General features: G+C 68.8%; 8 protein-coding genes. 4 read left to right on the forward strand and 4 right to left on the reverse strand.

What is annotated here, in order from left to right:
• Position 1 precedes the first annotated feature (1 nt).
• Together ASD47_RS18790 and ASD47_RS18795 are read right to left on the reverse strand one after the other, a co-directional pair.
• Positions 2–1039, reverse strand: coding sequence for an Ldh family oxidoreductase (locus tag ASD47_RS18790; RefSeq protein WP_056759813.1), 1038 nt, complete (start codon positions 1037–1039; stop codon positions 2–4).
• Positions 1036–3408 (reverse strand): glycoside hydrolase family 127 protein, encoded by a 2373-nt coding sequence (locus tag ASD47_RS18795; RefSeq protein WP_056759820.1) that lies wholly within the window; start codon positions 3406–3408, stop codon positions 1036–1038. The genes ASD47_RS18790 and ASD47_RS18795 overlap by 4 nt, the downstream gene beginning before the upstream one ends.
• A 202-nt stretch (positions 3409–3610) precedes the next feature.
• Between ASD47_RS18795 and ASD47_RS18800 the strand changes: the two genes are divergently transcribed.
• The 3 genes from ASD47_RS18800 to ASD47_RS18810 are packed head-to-tail and all read left to right on the forward strand — an operon-like array spanning position 3611 to position 10718.
• Positions 3611–5986, forward strand: a complete 2376-nt coding sequence (locus tag ASD47_RS18800) for a prolyl oligopeptidase family serine peptidase (RefSeq protein ID WP_056759825.1) — start codon at positions 3611–3613, stop codon at positions 5984–5986.
• 10 nt (positions 5987–5996) lie between these two features.
• Positions 5997–8765, forward strand: a complete 2769-nt coding sequence (locus ASD47_RS18805) for a DUF5695 domain-containing protein (protein WP_056759826.1) — start codon at positions 5997–5999, stop codon at positions 8763–8765.
• A 51-nt stretch (positions 8766–8816) separates the two neighbouring features.
• The gene (locus ASD47_RS18810) at positions 8817–10718 is read left to right on the forward strand and encodes a peptide MFS transporter (protein WP_056759827.1); all 1902 of its coding nucleotides are present in this window, start codon (positions 8817–8819) and stop codon (positions 10716–10718) included.
• Positions 10719–11241: 523 nt separating this feature from the next.
• Here the strand turns inward: ASD47_RS18810 and ASD47_RS18815 are convergent.
• Positions 11242–14184 carry a TonB-dependent receptor domain-containing protein gene (locus ASD47_RS18815; RefSeq protein ID WP_056759828.1) on the reverse strand — a complete coding sequence of 981 codons (2943 nt, stop codon included), beginning with the start codon at positions 14182–14184 and terminating at the stop codon, positions 11242–11244.
• 177 nt (positions 14185–14361) lie between these two features.
• On the opposite strand from ASD47_RS18815, the gene ASD47_RS18820 reads away from it, so the two are divergent.
• The gene (locus tag ASD47_RS18820; RefSeq protein WP_056759829.1) at positions 14362–15177 is read left to right on the forward strand and encodes a hypothetical protein; all 816 of its coding nucleotides are present in this window, start codon (positions 14362–14364) and stop codon (positions 15175–15177) included.
• A gap of 37 nt (positions 15178–15214) precedes the next feature.
• Here the strand turns inward: ASD47_RS18820 and ASD47_RS18825 are convergent.
• Positions 15215–17911 (reverse strand): glycoside hydrolase family 2 TIM barrel-domain containing protein (locus ASD47_RS18825; protein ID WP_056759835.1); only part of this gene is annotated, 2697 nt, incomplete at its 5' end.

Consider the following 17911-nt stretch of genomic DNA (forward strand, 5'->3'; position numbering starts at 1 on the left):
TTCAGCCCTTCTGCTCAAGCAACATCATGATGTCCCGGTGGAGCGCGCCGGGGATCACCACGCCCTCGCGCAGGCTGCGGGCCCGCGCGGTGTAGCGGCGCTGCGACGGCAGCCGCGCGCCCTGGGTCTCGATCGCCTCGAACATCGCCTCGGCCCGCGCCAGGTGGTCGGCCAGCGCCCCGCCCAGGAAGCCCGCCGGATCGAGGGCGATGATCAGCTCCCCGCCGATCGGCGAGCCGCCGCGTCCCGCGTCGGCGGCCAGGGATTCCTGGCTGGTCATGTCGCCGATCAGGGGTCCAGCCAGCAGTTCGACCATCGCCGCCAGGGCCGAGCCCTTGTGGCCGCCGAAGGTGCGCATCGCGCCGCCCAGCACCGCTTCGGCCACGGTCGTGGCGGCCCCGTCGGCGTCATAGCCCCAGTGGTCCGGCACGGGTCGGCCGGCGCGGCGATGCAGTTCGATCTCGCCCCGCGCCACCGCGCTGGTGGCGAAGTCGAAGACGAACGGGTCCCGGCCCGGCCGCGGCCAGCCGAAGGCGATCGGATTGGTGCCGAACACCGGACGCGTCCCGCCCTCCGGCGCGACCCAGGCATGGCTCGGCGTGAAGGCCAGCGCGGCCAGGCCCTCCCGGGCCAGCGCCTCGACCTCGGGCCAGAGGGCCGCGAAATGCACGACGTTGTTCAGGGCCAGGGCGGCGATCCCGAAGCGCCGGGCCTTGTCGACCAGCACGGGACGCCCGCGCTCGAAGGCCAGTTGCGCGAAGCCGCCGCCGCCATCGACCCTCGCCAGGGCCGGCGCCGGTTCGTCCAGGACAGGTTCGGCGTCGAGCGAAACCACGCCCTTGGCGACGCTGTTGGCGGCCACCAGCAGGCGATAGACACCGTGCGAGGCGCAGCCGTCACGCTCGCCGGCCACCATGGTCTCGGCGACGGCGTCGACATGGGCCGCCGACAGGCCCGTGGCGCTCAGGACCTGACGCGCCAGCGCCCGGACGTCATCGAGCGAAAGCCTGACGCCCTCGAGTCCGCCGTCCAGGCTCACGCCGTGGACGCGGGCTTGGCGGCGAACAGCTGCACGCCGAACACCGGTCCGGCCGTGCTGCGCTCACGCGGTACGAACCGCACCCGGACCTTCGTCTTGCCCTTGGTCAGGGCCTCGGGCAGCGGATATTCGACGTCGAAGAACTTGCCCGGACGGTCGGCTTCCAGGTGCTGGGAGGCGACCTTGACGTTGTCGACCAGGATGTCGAAGTCGCGCTTGCGCTCGTCGCCCCAGTAGGTCGCCTGCAGGATCAGCGGGCCGGGCCGCAGCTTCATGTCGAACTCGAAGAAGCCGCCCGAGCGGGCGTCGCGGCCGTTCCGGTTCCGATAGGCCACCGGATAGGACAGCTCGGACGTCAGGTTGTGGTCGCGCTCGGGCTGCATCTCGCCCAGGTGCATGATGTCGACCGACCGGGCGCTGATGTCCTTGGCCCGCGCCTGCTCGGCCAGGAACGCGGCCTCCTCGGTCTTCCAGGCGTCCTCGGTGAAGCGCTTGAAATAGACCGCGCTGCGGCGCTCGTACTGACTGTAGAACGGCACGAAGTTCAGGTCGCCGGGCCGGCCGACGCCCCGGGCGACATAGAGGGCCTTTTCCGGCGCCGTGGGCTGGAAGCCCGCCAGCACCGCCTCGCCGACCAGGGCCGGATCCACGCCCTTCCAGGGTTCGCTGTTGGGACCCAGGTCGGCCGCCAGCACCATCGGTCCGCGCACCACCGCCACCGTGGACTCGTCGCCCGGCGTCGCTTCCAGGCGCAGGTCGAGCGGCAGGGTGATGGCCACCACGTCGCCGGTCCGCCAGCGGCGGTCCACAAGGGCGTAGCCGCCCGCCATCTCCGCCGTGACGGCCTGGCCATTGACGCTGACCTTGGCCTGGCCCTTCGCCCAACCGGGAACGCGCAGGGCGATCGTGAAGCGTCCCGGCTTGGCCAGCCTGGTCAAGGTCAAGCGCGATTCCGGTTCGTAGGGATAGCGGGTCTCGAGCTTCAGCCCCGCGCCGCGCGCCTTCCACTGGGCTTCGGCCGGGATGTAGAGGTTGACCAGCAAGGTCCCCTCGCCTTCCCAGAAGATCGACTCGCCGTGCTTGGCGTGGCTTTCCATGCCGGTGCCGACGCAGCACCAGAAGGCGTCGTCGTCATTGGTCGAATAGCCCCGGTCCGCGCCGGTCAGCAACGGCGTCATGTAGGTGAAGCCGCCGGTCTTGGGGTTCTGCGCCGCCATCACGTGGTTGAGGTGGGCGCGCTCATAATAGTCGAACAGCCCGCCTTCCGGCCGCCAGCTGTAGAGCTGCCGGGTCAGCTTGAGCATGTTGTAGGTGTTGCAGTGCTCGCAGGTCTGCTCGCTGATGTGGGCGGCGATGGTGTCGGGCGCGGCGAAGTACTCGCGGTCAGCGTTGCCGCCGATCACGTAGCTGTGGTGCTGGGTGACCGTGGTCCAGAAGAACCGCGCGGCCGCCGCATCCTGCGGCTTGCCGGCCAGTTCGTACAGCCGTCCCAGCCCGATCAGCTTGGGCACCTGGGTGTTCGCGTGGAAATTGGCCAATTGGTCCTGCTGGGCGACCAGCGGGTCCAGCACCTTGCGGTCGTAGATCCGTTCGGCGACGACCAGCCAGCGGCGATCGCCGGTGCGGGCGTAGAGCTCGGCATAGCTCTCGTTGAGGCCGCCATATTCGCAGCCCAGCAGGGTCTGCATCTGCTCGTCGTTCAGCGCTGCGAACACGCGCTCGAAATAGCCGCCCAGGCCCACCGCGACCTCCAGCGCCTGCGGGTTTCCCCAGGCGCGATGCACGTCCAGCAGGCCGGCGAAGGTCTTGTGCACCGTATAGAGCGGCGACCACGAGCCGTTCAGGTCGAACCCGCCCGAGCGGATGTCGCCCTTCATCACCTCGCCGAAGATCTCCTCGCCGTCGACGACCGCACCGTCCTTGCGCTTGCGCTGCAGGGCGCCGACATAGCCCGTGCCGCGCTTGGCCTGGGCCCTGGCCAGCTCGCTGACGATATAGTCGGCGCGTCGGCGGCATTCGGCGTCGCCCGTCTGCTCGTACATGACGACCAGGGCCGACATGTAGTGGCCCAGCGTATGGCCCGCGATGGTGTCGGACTCCCATCCGCCATAGATTTCGCCCTTGGCCGGCAGGCCGGCGAAGGTCATGAAGTTGTGCAGGAAGCGGTCGGGGCTCAACCGCAGCAGATAGGCGCGATTGACCTCCACCGCGGTCGCGTAGTCCGACGGCAGCAGGCGGACCGACGACAGCGGCAGTGGCGCGGCCTTGGCGGGAAGGGACGCGCCACGGGCCTTGGCCAGGGCGCTGATCGGCTGGGCCAGCCCGGCGAACGCCGCGGCCGTCAGCATCAGATCGCGGCGTGTCGCCATTGCTCTTCCCCCATATTTGATACCGTATACGATCTTAGGGTCACGTCGCTCGCTCGTCAATCTGGCGTATGGCGCCGCTGGCCGGGACACGTCTGGTCACGCTCTTGCCAGGGAGCATATTCGTCTGACTATATATCGTATAATCTTCTTGACGCTGCGGGGGTGAACCGGTTTGTGCGAAGTCGGAATGGGGAGGCGCGGCATGCCGGTGAACGGAACATCCAGGACGAGGCCCGGCACGGTCCGCCTTGGCCTCACGGCCCTGGCCCTGGGTCTCGCAACCGCTTCGGCGGCTGGCGGTCAGCCCCTGGCGACCGCCTCCACGACGTCCGCCAGCCCCGCGCCCCTGCCGCCGATCGCCGAACGTTACCGGCGCGCCGACCTGTTCCTGCGCGGCGGGCTGGGCCAGTACGTCGTTGACGACAACCTGCAGCCTCGGTTCGTCGCCGACGGTCGGGGCGTCCTCTATCGCCACGGCAAGCCCGGCCAGCGGGTCATCACCTATCTCAACCTGGCCGACCGCAAGCAGAAGACGGTCGCTGTCGAGGCCGACCTGGTCCACCAGGTCTCGGCGGCCCTGCCGACCGCGCCCACCTCCGCGCCACGCATCGACCTCGTGGATTTCGACCCGCGCACCGACGCCCTGGTCTTCACCGCCGCCGAAAAGCAGTGGAAGTCGACCCGGGGCGTCCTCGCCGAGACTCCGATCCAGGCGTTCGATCCGGCCCTGTCGCCGGATGGACGGTTCAAGCTGGTCGCCCGCGACTTCAACCTGTTCGCGGTCGACACCAAGACCGGCCGGGAAGCCGCCCTGACCACCGACGGCTCCCGCGAGCAGCCCTACGGCCGCGACATTCCGCAGCTGTCGCAGATCCTCAAGGCGGGCGTCGAGGAGCCCGACATGCCGGTCTCGGCCCAATGGTCGCCCGACAGCCGGCGCGTCCTGACCTGGCGGCTCGACACCCGAGGCGTCAAGCGGCTGTCGATCACCCAGCAGAACCCGGGCGGGCTCTATCCGCGCAGCTTCTCCTACATCTACCCTCTGGCCGGCGCGGCGACGCTGCCCCAGGCCCAGCGGCTGGTGATCGACGTCGAGCAGGCCTTCCGCGACGGGGCCGGCAAGATCGTGCCGCTGGCCATTCCATCGGAAGCCCTGCTCTATCCCGCCGCGCCGGACATGGGCTGGGACGGCGACCATGTCCGCGCGCAATGGACCGAGCGCGGCTATGGCCAGCTGGTCGTCTATTCGGCCGATCCTGTCAGCGGCGCGGCCAAGATCGTGGCCCGCGAGAAGGTCGCGCCGCTGGTCACCGTCACCTCGTCCAGCCTGCAGCCGGCCTCCGCCCTGGGCGGCGAGCTGGCGATCTCCGAGCGCAGCGGCTGGGCCCAGCTCTATCTGGTCAAGCCCGACGCCCCCGACGGCGGCAAGGCCCTGACCACCGGGGCCTGGGAGGTGCTGTCGGTCGACCATGTCGATCCGCGGGACGGGCTGCTGGTCACCGGCGTCGGCCGCGAGAAGGACCGCAACCCTTATTACAAGGCGCTCTATCGCGTCGGCCTGGACGGCGCGCCTCCCCGACTGCTGACGCCCGAACCGCTCGACCACGAGACCACGGTCTCGCCCGACGGCCGCTGGGTCCTCGACGAGATGTCCAGCCCGACCGAGCCGACCCGCACCGTGCTGCGGGACGCCCGCGACGGACGCCTGGTGCTGGAACTGGGCCGGGCCGATCCCAGCGCCCTGTGGGCCACCGGCTTCCGGCCGCCCGAACCGTTCACCGGCGTGGCGGCCGACGGCGTCACCCCGCTGTACGGCATGATCTTCCGGCCGATCGGCTATGACCCGGCGCGGCGCTATCCCGTGATCGACAACGTCTATACCGGTCCAACCACCACCCAGACCCCGACCTCGTGGCGCGACTCCGTCTCGGCGGCCGGCAACAGCGTCGCCCAGATCGGCGCGGTGGTGGTGATGATCGACGGCCGGGGAACCTCGCGGCGGGGCCAGGCCTTCCGCCTGCCGGCCTACCAGAACCTGGGCGAGGTGGGCCTGGATGACCACATCGCCATGATCCGGCAGATGGCCGCGAAGGATCCAGGGCTGGACCTGACCCGGGTGGGCGTGTTCGGCGGCTCGGCCGGCGGCTATGACGCCGCGCGGTTCGTGCTGCGCCGGCCGGAATTCTTCAAGGTCGCCGTCGCCTCGTCGGGCAACCACGACCTGCGCCTGGACAAGGCCTGGTGGCCGGAAGTGTCGATGGGCCTGGCGGACGAAGCGACCTGGGAGCGCAACTCCAACATGTCGGTGGCGGGCAATCTGCAGGGCAAGCTGCTGCTGGTGCACGGCGATATCGACGACAACGTCCCGGTCACCGAAAGCGTCCGCCTGGCCAATGCGATCATCCAGGCCGGCAAGGACGTCGACCTGGTGATCCTGCCCAACACCACCCACGCGGTCTATCAGCCGTTCTTCTGGCGCAAGCTGCGCGACTACTTCACCCGCAACCTGCTCGACGAAGCGCCGCCGGCCGGCCCGCCGCCGGTGCGCCTCGCCGCCGCACCCACCACCGCGAAATGACGAGGCTCCGATGACGAACCTTCGCCCGCTGGCCTTGACGGTCCTGCTGCTGACCACCACGCCGCTGGGCCTGAGCGCGACCAGCCTGGCCCGCGCCGAGGAGTCCGCGCCCGCTCCGGCGCCGGCCAAGAAGGTCTTCGCGCCGATCGCCCGGACGACCTATCGCACCGCCCAGTTCCGGCTCGACCTGCGCACCGACACCCAGACCCTGGCGCGGCTGTCGCCGACCGCCGACGCCGGTTTCGACTTCGTCCCTGGCGCGCGGGAAGCCGAGCGCCAGGGCGACGGCTACGTGCATGTCGGCGACATCCACCTGCGCCTGCGCACCGAGGGCGGGGCTTGGCGCGACTTCAGCTCGGCCCATCAGCGCAAGCCCATCCGCCGCCTGCCGGCCGGCGGCGCGACCCTGGCGGCGGCCGACATCACCGCGTCGCTGGGCGCGGAATCCCCCCTCCGCGTCGAGCGCCGCTGGGTCGCCGAAGGCGGAGCCCTGGCCCTGCGCTTCGTCCTGACCAACACGTCCAAGCAGGCTGTCGAGGTCGGCGGCGTGGGCCTGCCGATGGTGTTCGACAACATCATCACCGACCGCTCGCTGGAAGAGGCCCACGCCCAGGCCAGCTTCGTCGATCCCTATATCGGCCGCGACGCCGGCTACCTGCAGGTGACCCGCCTGAACGGCAAGGGTCCCGCCCTGCTGGTCCTGCCGGAGAAGGCCACGCCGCTGGAAGCCTATCGACCCATCCAGCAGGCCGGCCGCGGCGCCAAGCCCGGCGACATCTTCACCGACCGCAGCGAGCGGGGCCAGACCTCGGAAGGCTTCTACGACTGGACGGTGGCCAGCAAGGGCTTCGCCGAGCAGGACTGGAAGACCGCCGGCGAACAGTGGAACACGCCCACCAGCTTCTCCCTCGCCCCCGGGGCCAGCCGCACGATCGGCGTGCGCCTGGTCACCTCGCCGTCGATCCGCGCGATCGAGGACACCCTGGTCGCCAACGGCCGCCCGGTCGCCGTGGGCGTCCCCGGCTATGTCGTGCCCACCGACCAGGACGCCACCCTGTTCCTGAAGTCGCCCAAGCCGATGGCCAAGATCGAGAGCTATCCGGCCGGGGCGCTGACCGCCACGCCGGTCAAGTCCGGTTCGGGATGGTCGCGCTACGCCGTCCGCGCCTCCGGCTGGGGCCGCGCCACCCTGTCGATCACCTATGCCGACGACACGGTCCAGACCGTCTCCTACTTCATCACCAAGCCGCTCGACCAGACCATGGCGGACCTCGGCCGGTTCTCGACGACCAAGCAGTGGTTCGAAGATTCGTCGGACCCGTTCAAGCGGTCGCCCGGCATCCTCACCTACGACCGCCAGGCCGACAAGATCGTCACCCAGGATCCGCGGGTGTGGATCTCGGGCATGAGCGACGAAGGCGGCGCGGGCAGCTGGGTCGCGGCGATCATGAAGCAGCTGGACAACCCCGACGCCGGCGAGGTGGCCAAGCTGGAGCGGGTGGTCAACGAGACCATCGTCGGCGGGCTGCAGGTGGCCGAGGGCGAGCACGCCGGCGCGGTCAAGAAGAGCCTGTTCTACTATGCTCCCGACGAATTCCCGACCTATTACGACCCCAAGACCAACTGGAAGTCCTGGACCTCGTGGTCGAAGAAGGACGCCGGCGACCTGGGCCGGTCCTACAACTATCCGCACGTCGCCATCGGCCACTGGGTGCTCTATCGCCTGGCCCGCAACCACGACGGCCTGGTCAAGACCCACGACTGGCGCTGGTATCTGGACCACGCCCAGACGACCGCCGTGGCGATGATGCGCGACGCCCCCTACTACGCCCAGTTCGGCCAGATGGAGGGCGACGTCTTCGTCGACATCCTGAAGGATCTCCGCCGCGAGGGCATGACCGCCAAGGCCGACGAGCTCGAGACCCTGATGAAGGGCCGGGCCGACCACTGGAAGACCCTGCCCTATCCGTTCGGCAGCGAAATGGCCTGGGATTCCACGGGCCAGGCCGAGGTCTATGCCTGGATGCGCTTCTTCGGCCACCAGAAGCAGGCCGACGAAACCCGCGAGGTGATCCTCGCCTACGACCCGACGATTCCCAGCTGGGGCTACAACGGCAACGCCCGGCGCTATTGGGACTTCCTCTACGGCGGCAAGGTCCCGCGCATCGAGCGGCAGATCCACCACTACGGCTCGACCCTGAACGCCGTGCCGCTGTTCGACGCCTACCGCGCCGATCCCGGCGACCTGCACCTGCTGCGGGTGGCTTATGGCGGCCTGATGGGCGGCGTCACCAATATCGACCGGGAAGGCTTCTCGTCGGCGGCCTTCCATTCGGCCCCGGACATGATGTCCTGGGACCCCTACAGCGGCGACTACGGCATGGGCTTCTTCGGCCATGCCTATGCGGCGGCGACCTACCTGGTCAACGATCCGACGTTCGGCTGGCTGGGCTTTGGCGGCAATGTCAGCCAGGCCGACGGCGTTGTGCGGATCGAGCCCAGGGACGGGGCGCGGACGCGGCTGTTCGTGGCCCCGATCGGCGCCTGGCTGACCCTGGAGGCCGGCAAGATCGACGCCGCCGCCTATACGCCGGCCACGGGCAAGCTGACCCTGACCCTGGCGGCGCGGGACGCCGCCACGCCGGCCGCCCGGCTGCTGGTCGAGGCCACCACCAAGGGCGGCCGTCCCTATCGCCCGACCGGGGCGGCCTTCGAGCGGGGGGCCTACACCCTGCCCCTGAAGGATGGGCCAAGCACGATCGAGCTGACCCCGAACTGATCGGCGAGGACCAGGCGACATGACCAGGATCGAACAGCGCAGGGCCCATCCATGAACATCGTCATCGTCATGGGCGTCCTGGTCACGATCCTGACCGGCGTCCCGGTGCTGATCCAGCTGCTGCGGGATCACCCCCGGGGGCTGCTGGTGCTGTTCTTCGCCGAGATGTGGGAGCGCTTTTCCTATTACGGCATGCGCAGCATCCTGATCTTCTATCTGACCCAGCACTTCCTGTTCGACCCGAAGACGGCCAGCGCCCACTACGGGTCGTACACCTCGCTGGTCTATCTGCTGCCGCTGATCGGCGGCTTCCTGGCGGACCGCTATCTGGGGGCCCGCAAGGCGGTGATCTTCGGCGCCGTGCTGCTGATCGCCGGCCACCTGACCATGGCCATCGAGGGCGCGCCGGCCACCCAGACCCTGACCTATGGCGGCCACACCTACGACTTCGTCTCCGAAGGCCGCGGCGAAGGCCGGGTCTCGAAGCTGATCGTCGAGGCCAAGCCCTACGCCGTCGCCGCCTCCAAGTCCGGCGACTTCGCCGTGCAGGGCCTGCCGGCCGGCGCCCCGATCCCCGCCGTCCTGGCCAAGGGCCAGTACCAGCTGGGCGTGACGGGCCGGGACCCGCTGTATCTGAACGTCTTCTGGTTCGCCCTGGCCCTGATCATCGTCGGCGTCGGCTTCCTCAAGCCCAACATCTCGACTATCGTCGGCCAGCTCTATCCGGCGGGCGATCGCCGGCGGGATCCCGGCTTCACCCTCTATTACTACGGCATCAATCTCGGCTCGTTCTGGGCCTCGATCCTCTGCGGTTTCCTGGGGGTGACCGTCGGCTGGTGGGCGGGCTTCGGCCTGGCCGGCCTGGGCATGGTCGCCGGCTTCGTGGTGTTCGTGCTGGGCAAGCCGCTGCTGCGCGGCAAGGGCGAGCCGCCGGTCCCCCGGCAGTTGGACAAGCCGCTGCTGGGCCCGCTGAACCGCGAGGGCGTGATCTACGGCCTGTCCCTGGTCGGCGTCGGGGCGGTGGGCCTGCTGGTCCGCTACACGGTGATGGTCAACTGGACCCTGATCGCCGGCATGCTGGCCTCGCTGGGCTACATCCTGTGGTTCATGATCGCCAGGTGCGACAAGGTCGAGCGGGAGCGCCTGGGCCTGGCGGTGTTCCTGATCTTCGGCGCGGTGGTGTTCTGGACCCTGTTCGACCAGGCCGGCTCGTCGTTGAACCTGTTCGCGGCCACCAATGTCGACCTGGACCTGGTCGCCAGGCCGGTGCGGTGGCTGAACGGCGCGATCACCCTGGCTGCGCCCGAACAGCTGGCGGCGGCGGGGATCGACCGGGCCTCGACCTTCTGGATCAACACCAGCTTCAACGCCGCCCAGACCCAGGCCCTGGGCTCGGGCTGGCTGCTGATCTTCGCCCCGGTCTTCGCCTTCCTGTGGACCTGGCTGGGCCAGCACGGCAAGGACCCCAATCCGGTCGTCAAGTTCGGCCTGGCCCTGCTGCAGGTCGGGGCGGGCTTCCTGCTGCTGCAGCTGGGCGCGCACCTGGTCGACGGCGCCTTCCGCATGCCGCTGGTCTTCCTGCTGCTGATGTACCTGCTGCACACCACCGGCGAGCTGTGCCTGTCGCCCGTCGGCCTGTCGCAGATGACCAAGCTGTCGCCGGCGGCGATGGTGTCGTTCGTCATGGCGGTCTGGTTCATGGCCGTGTCGATCGCCGGCAAGGTCGGCGGCTTCATCGCCGGCCTGACGGCCACCGAGACCGTGGGCGGCCAGGTGCTGGACCCGGCCGCGGCCCTGGCCCGGTCGCTGGTGGTGTTCAACTGGATCGGCGGGATCGCCATGGCCATCGGCCTGGCCTTCCTGGCCCTGGCCCCGGTCCTCAAGAGGTGGTCGCACGGCTCGGACGAGACCGACCACCATGCGCCGGTGGACACCGCGACGAAGGTCGGCTGAGCGCGCGCCGACGGGGACAGGCGCATGCGCCTGTCCCCAGCCCTGGACGCGACGCCGTCTGAGCGGCCGGCGTTTTTGGCGAATAGTCACTTGCCCCCTACGGACCGCTTCGCGACCGTCTTCCCCCAGAGGGGGAAGAGCCTCTAGCGCGAAGGCTCCGCCCCCTATGGGGGCGGACAGGCGGCGAAGCCGCCAGGTGGGGGCAAGTGTTGGCGGGCACGATCTCTCGTCCTCACGCGGAAACCCGCTGAGCATATGGGAAGGGTTGCGAAGCGCCGGCGCCCCGCTCGTCCCCCCTGAAAGCCGCATCGGTCGTGGGGTTCATCGCCGATATTCCGAGGATAAGCGCACCACTGGGGACACGCCCTTGCGGCGTGTCCCCACGCGGGAGGCGCTGCAAACCATCCTCCACACAAAAAGACAGCCACCGGCGCTGGGCGCGGTGGCTGTTGAGTTCACCTAGGGGAGGATGGCCCGGGGACCCGCGACTACCGCCGCCGATCCCCGGGAGATGTTGAAGGCCTCAGAAATCCATCGTCAGGCCGACGAACAGGGTCCGGCCCATCGGGTCGTAGACGCCCGGATAGGTGTTGCCGTTGCCGAAGGAGCTGAGCAGGCCCGCGGCGATCACCGGCGGATCCTTGTCGAAGGCGTTGTTCATGCCGGCCCGCAGGGACAGTTGTTCGCGCACCTTCCAGTTGGCCGCCAGGTCGACGTAGCTGTAGGCCTTGATCTTGCGGTTGATCTCGACGTGGTCGCCCTGCAGGAACGGGTTGCTGTCGTTGCTGGACAGGTTGGTCCCGCCGAAATAGCGCCAGTTGACCGAGACCGTGGCCGGGATCCACGGCAGGCTCCAGGTCGTGCGCAGCTGGTGGCGCCAGGCCGGGTTGGGCTGGCCGCAGGTCGGACCGAACAGGCCCTTGCAGTTATAGGCGCCCAGGCCCGGCAGCTGCTCGATCTTGCGGCTGTTGAGGTAGGTGCCCACGAAGCTGAAGTCGAGCGAGCCCCAGTCGCCGCCCTTGGTCAGGGCCGACAGGTCGAAGCGATAGTTGCCGGTCACGTCCAGGCCCGAGGTCTGCAGGAAGCCGGTGTTCTGGTTGGTGGCGACGATGTAGCCGCGATCGCCGAACAGCACGCCCGAGGCCGGGTCGCGGTGGAACAGGCTGCAGAAGTACGGATTGCTGGTCTGGACGCACTGATTGATCACGGTCGGGGCGTCGACCGAGCCGATGTACTGGTCGACATAGATGTCGAAATAGTCGAGCGACATCGAGAAGCCGGGCAGGAAGCGCGGGGTCAGGACGACGCCGGCGGTGCGGGTGTCGGCCACTTCCGGCTTCAGGTCGGGATTGCCGCCGCCCTGGGTGACGCAGGTCTCGGCCGGGCATTCCGGGATCTTGCCGTACTGGGCGGCGGTGACGCCGGTCAGGGCGCAGGCCGCGGCCGACGCCGTCGGCGTGGCCCCAGCGCAGGGGTCCACCGCCGCGACATTGCCCAGGCCCTGAGGCGCGAACAGCTCGCTGATATTGGCCGCCCGCACCGCGCGGTTGTAGCTGGCGCGGAACCGGATGTCGGAGCTCGGGGCGTACTGCAGCTCGACCTTGTAGGTCGAGACCCGCTTGTCGAGATAGTCGTACTTGGAGGTCCGATAGCCGGCGTTGACCGACAGGCTCTTGATGAACGGCGCGTCCTGGACCAGCGGCAGGTCCATTTCGCCATAGGCTTCGGTGACGCTGAACGCCCCGTTGTTCTCCTTGGTCCCGCCCGCCTGGGCCAGGGCGTCGGCCTCGAACTTCAGCTCCTCGCGGCGATGCTCGACGCCCAGGGCCACAGCCGCGCCGTCGTCGGCCCACGGGCTCTTGAGCCCGTACTGGCCCAGGTCACCGTTCACGTTCGCGCTCAGCACCTTCTCGCGCTGGACGCCGTGGGTGTAGGTCGGGGCGTAGAGGTACTTGTAGGCCGCCGCGCTGAGGCCCTGGTACTTGAAGACGTCGATCGGCACGCAGTTCGGATCGGTGCCGTCGACCACCGACTTGCAGGTCGGCGTCCCGTTGACGCTGACCACCTGCAGGGCCTTGGTGGCCTTGGCGTTGTCGACATTGTTCTTGTAGCTCTCGTCGAGCACGACCTGGGAGTAGAGGAAGCCGGCGTCGTAGCTCCAGCCCGGCGCGATCTCGCCGCGCGAGCCCAGGTTGATCCGATAGTCGGTGTGGCGCAGGTCGTCGCGGCGCGGCGAGCTGCCCGGCCCGGTCAGCCGGTAGCCGATGAAGGTGTCCTGGCTGACGTCCGTGCCGGCGGCCGAACCGCACAGCGTCGCGGCCTGGGAGGCCGACATCAGCGGATTGTTGCAGTTGATCTTGAACGTCGTTCCCTGGAACAGGGCGGACGGCGCCGCCTGCGAGAAGGTGTGGTCGTCCATGAACATGAAGCTGCCGTAGACGTCGGCGGCCTTGCTGATCTCGTAGTGTCCGAAGGCGCCGGCCGTGTAGCGGCTGTCCGAGCGCTGGATGTAGTTGGTGGGCGCGTAGTTGTAGAGGAATGAGCTGTTGTACGGGACCCAGGTCTTGTTGCCGTCCTTGGTGTTGTTCAGCGTCTGTCCGGCGTTGGGGCCGCTGAGCAGGGTGAACAGGCCGTACTCGTTGTTGCTGGAGCCGCCGCAGACCAGGGCGTTGTTGCCGTCCCCGGCCAGGTTCAGGCCGCAGGCCGAGTAGTCGCGGGTGTCCTGGGTGACCGGCTTGAGTTCGCGATAGCCGACATAGAAGCTGACATTGCCCTTGCCGTCCGGCGTGTTCACGCCGAAGGCCAGGTTGATGTCGGTCCGCGCCCCGTCGGTGACCGACCGCTCCGGCAGCTTGTAGCCCGCCGCGGTGATCAGGGACCGGGGATAGTCGTTGTCGTTGCGGTGCTGGGCGATGCCGTACTGGGCGTCCAGCCGCAGACCGTTGAGGTCTTTCTTGAGGATGAAGTTGACGACGCCGGACACGGCGTCGGAGCCGTAGACCGCCGAGGCGCCGCCGGTCACCACGTCCACCCGCTCCACCAGGGCGCTGGGGATGAAGTTCACGTCGGCGGTCTCGGCCGGCAGCATCCGCTGGCCGTCGACCAGCACCAGCACGCGGCTGGAGCCCATGTTGCGCAGGTTCACCCGGGCCGTGCCGTCCGAACCGTTCGAGCCGTTCTCGTTGGAATCGGCGGTGAACTGGGGCAGGCGGTTCAGCACGCTCTCGATCGAGGTGGCGCCCTGGTACTTGATCTCGTCGTCGCCGACGACGGTCATCGGGCTGGCCGAGACCAGGTTGGGTCGCTTGATCCGCGATCCGGTCACCACCACCGCGTCCAGCGTCGCCGGCTCTTCGGCCGTGGCGACCTGCTGGGCGAAGGCGGCCGGAGCCCCTGCGACGACTGACAGGACCGCGACAGTCGCGGCGCCCGCCAGGAGGTCAAGGCGCGCCAATCTGCTGCGCATGGAAAATCCCCTCCAGAACGATCGCGCCTCCCACAGGCGCGCTTTCGGCAGCAGGAAGGCATGATAATATTATTTATGTCAAATATCTTATACGATATACATATAACGAAGGATGCTGGTGCGGGCGGAAGCGGCGCCGCGGATTGACAATCCCCCGGCGCGGCGCGGTCATGCGTCATGTTCGGATCCCCTCCCGGCCAGCCGCTGAAGCTCGTCCCGTTCACGCAAGCCAGGCCCAGAACCTTCGGTTCGTTGCTGTGCGACGGCCTGTCGGCCCGGAACCTGGGATCGTTCGCCGAGCTGCTGGCCCTGCACGCCCGCCTGCAGGCCGAACATCCTGGCCAGCGCGTGCTCGCCTCGCTCGACGACCTGGGCCAGGCCTCGTACACGTCCGGCCACGCGACGGACCATCATGGGCTGGACGACATCGAGGGCCACGACCTGTCCGGGCTCGGGGCCGAGGCCTTCGAGAACGGCGAACACCGGGGCTATCTCAGCACCCCGGCCGAGTTCCCCATTCGCCTGGCCAATCTTCTGGAGCGGGCGCGCGGGATCCGACTCGAGCACGTGGCCGGCGTGCTGGACTGGGAAACCTCGGGCGACGGCAACGACCTGGTCACGATCAACCAGGCCCCCGAAGCGGCGCTGCGGATCGCGCAGGAAAAGGAGGTCCTGTTCCAGGTCGTGCCGGTGGGAACGGCCGCCCAGGCGATCGCCGCCTTTCCCAACGGCTATTTCAGCGCCGACCTCGATCCCATGCAGACCTACGTCCTGGCCAGCCGGCTGGAGGACGAATACGACCTTTCGCTGTTCGGAATCGGCGCCCGAATGCTGGGGTTCCGGCGTCCGGCGGCCTTGCCGCAGGAAAGGGCGCGCGCGCTCGGCGAGGAACTCGCGGCCCTCTATGCCGGCGCTCCGCCGAAAGCCGCTGAGGCGCTGGCGCGACTGCTGACCGGCCGCGACTGGCTGTTGCTTCGCTACACCGAAAGCTGAGCGGTCGACGGCCGAGCCTGGCCGCCGACCGCCCTCATCACTGGACCTCGGTGGCCCGGGCCGGACGCGCCTTGTCCGCTTGCGTCCCCTCGCCGCTGAAGGGCTCCAGGCGGAAGGCGACGCGGGTCGGCTCCAGCCGGGTGCGGTACTTCATGTGCGGCAGGCCGACATGGTTCCAGGCCGTGTCGCCGCCCACGCCCCACTGGGCCGAGTCGACCAGCAGAGTGACCTCGCCGTGCGGGACAATGTCGGTGGACTTCCACGCCCCCGGCGCGCGGCGGTAGAGGTCCTGGTAGGGGAAGGCCAGGGCGTTCATCATCAGCGGCTTTTCGCCTGTGACCTTCAGGCCCGCGCCGCCGCCGCTCAGTTCCATCCAGCGGACGTCGATCTTGTTGCCGGTGTCCTGGGGCCGCATGTAGTCGTGGTTCTGCTCGGCGATCGCCCCGCGCCACAGGCCGATCGGGGCCGAGGTGTAGCGGTCGACATAGGTCTCGTGCGGGCCGCGGCCGTACCACTCGACGGTCTTCAGGCTGGTCGGCGCGGTGAACCACAGGCCCACCCGCACCGGCGGCGGCAGGTCGTCCTTCAACGGGGTCAGCTCGCCGGCGACGGCGACGGAGCCGTCCCCGGCCATCGTGTAGGTCGTGACGAACCGCGCCGCCCCGGCCCCCAGGGCGTAGTCGACGACGATCTCGACCCCGGCGTCGGTCTTGCGCGAGGTCAGGCCGCGCAGTTGGCGGACCTGGGTCATCGCCTGCCAGGGCCGTTGCTGGGAGACGATGCCGTTCAAGGTGTCGTTGTCGGTCTCGGCGCGGAAGAAGTTGGGCTGGCCGCCCTTGGCCAGGACGAGGCCGTCCTTGGCGTAGGCCTCGACCAGGCCGGTGGTCTTGTCGATGGTCAGGGTGGCGCCGGCGGCCGAGGCGGTGATCGCCGCGCCAGTCTCGGCCAGCGACACCGCGCCCGAGCGGGCGACGGCCGGAGCCGGCGTCGCCGAGACGGCGAACTGCTCCCAGCCGACCGTGTAGCCGGCCGGGGTCAACGGCACGGCGCCGGCCTTGGCCTTCGCGCGCACGGTGACGAAGTACTCCGCGCCGGGCTTAGCCGGGATCTTCGGCAGCGGCAGGACGACGTCCTCCACGCCCCGCGCGGCGGTCTTCAAGGCCGGCAACTGGCCCGAGGCGATCGCCACGCCGTTCTCCTCCAGCGTCCAGTCGAAGTCGAAACCCGACAGGTCCCGGAAGTCGTGGCGGTTGGTCACCGTCACCTTGCCGGTCGCCGGGTCGAAGGCGCCGAACTGGATCGGGGAAAGCACCTTCTGCACCTCGTAGAGGTGCGGGTTGGGCGTGCGGTCCGGCTGGTTGAGGCCGTCGCCGAACTCGACGTCGCCGCCGGGATTGGGTCCGTATTCGCCGCCGTCGCCCCAATAGCGCCGGCCGTCCTTGGTGTAGCGGTACATCGACTGGTCCACCCAGTCCCAGATGAAGCCGCCTTGCAGCTTGTCGTACTGGTAGATGGTGTCCCAGTAGTCCTTGAAGTTGCCGCCCGAATTGCCCTGCATGTGCGAATATTCGCACTGGATCATCGGCTGGGTGCGGGTCGGATCCTTGGCCCAGTCGACCATCTTCTCGATGTCGTCGTACATGGGGGCATAGATGTCGACGAAGGCGTTGGGCTCGTGCTCCCAGTCCAGGGTGCCCCAGCCCAGGTATGAGATCAGGCGGCTGGGATCGCGCTTGCGGGCCGCCGCGGCGGCCTTCTCGAAGTTAGGTCCGATGCCGGCCTCGTTGCCCAGTGACCAGAAGATCACCGACGGGTGGTTCTTGTCGCGCTCGACCATGTTCATGACGCGGCTGACATGGGCCTGCTCCCAGGCCGGGTCGAAGCCGATCTGCAGCTTGGGCCGCAGCTCCGGATGCTTGTTGGCGTAGTCCATGTAGGCGTGGCTCTCGATATCGGCCTCGTCCATGACATAGAGGCCGTACTCGTCGGCCAGGGCGTACCACAGCTCGGCGTTGGGATAGTGCGAGGTGCGCACGGCGTTGATGTTGTTGCGCTTCATCAGCTCGATATCGCGGCGCATCGAGGCCTCGGAGATCACGTGGAAGGTCTCCGGATCGTGCTCGTGGCGATTGACGCCGCGGATGACGATCGGCTTGCCGTTGACCGCCACCCGGCCGTTCCTGATCTCCACGGTGCGGAAACCGATGCGCTGCGGCGTGGCCTGGATCACCTGGCCCTTTGTGTCCAGCACCTCGACCAGCAGGGTGTAGAGGTTGGGCGTCTCGGCCGTCCAGGCCTTCACCCCCGGCACGCTGGCCGACAGGGTCTGGGCCTTGGCCGCGCCGGCCGCGACCTTGGCTTCCTTGGTCAGGACGGTCTTGTCGCCGTCCAGCAGGGTCATGCGCACGGTGACCGGCTTGTCGCGGGCCGCCAGGGCCACGTCGGTCGACAGCACCCCGTCGCGATAGGCCTTGTCCAGGCCGGCATGGACGAACAGGTCGCTGGCCGCGGCCTTGGGCACGGCCTTCAGATAGACCGAGCGCTCGATGCCCGAGACCCGCCAGAAGTCCTGGTCCTCCAGGTAGGAGCCATCCGACCAGCGGTGGACCTGGATGGCGACGATGTTGGGCTGGCCGGGCTTCAGCAGCTTGGTGACGTCGAACTCGCTGGGCAGCTTGGAGTCTTCCGAATAGCCGGCCTCCACGCCGTTGACCCACACCTGGTAGGCCGAGCC

This window comes from Caulobacter sp. Root1472, assembly GCF_001426985.1.
Lineage (GTDB): Bacteria > Pseudomonadota > Alphaproteobacteria > Caulobacterales > Caulobacteraceae > Caulobacter > Caulobacter rhizosphaerae.

What these genes read in the sequence shown, in the direction of transcription:
- ASD47_RS18795 (WP_056759820.1), bottom strand. Translation starts at nt 3,408, where the DNA reads ATGGCGACACGCCGCGATCTGATGCTGACGGCCGCGGCGTTCGCCGGG.
- ASD47_RS18800 (WP_056759825.1), top strand. Translation starts at nt 3,611, where the DNA reads ATGCCGGTGAACGGAACATCCAGGACGAGGCCCGGCACGGTCCGCCTT.
- ASD47_RS18805 (WP_056759826.1), top strand. Translation starts at nt 5,997, where the DNA reads ATGACGAACCTTCGCCCGCTGGCCTTGACGGTCCTGCTGCTGACCACC.
- ASD47_RS18810 (WP_056759827.1), top strand. Translation starts at nt 8,817, where the DNA reads ATGAACATCGTCATCGTCATGGGCGTCCTGGTCACGATCCTGACCGGC.
- ASD47_RS18815 (WP_056759828.1), bottom strand. Translation starts at nt 14,184, where the DNA reads ATGCGCAGCAGATTGGCGCGCCTTGACCTCCTGGCGGGCGCCGCGACT.
- ASD47_RS18820 (WP_056759829.1), top strand. Translation starts at nt 14,362, where the DNA reads ATGTTCGGATCCCCTCCCGGCCAGCCGCTGAAGCTCGTCCCGTTCACG.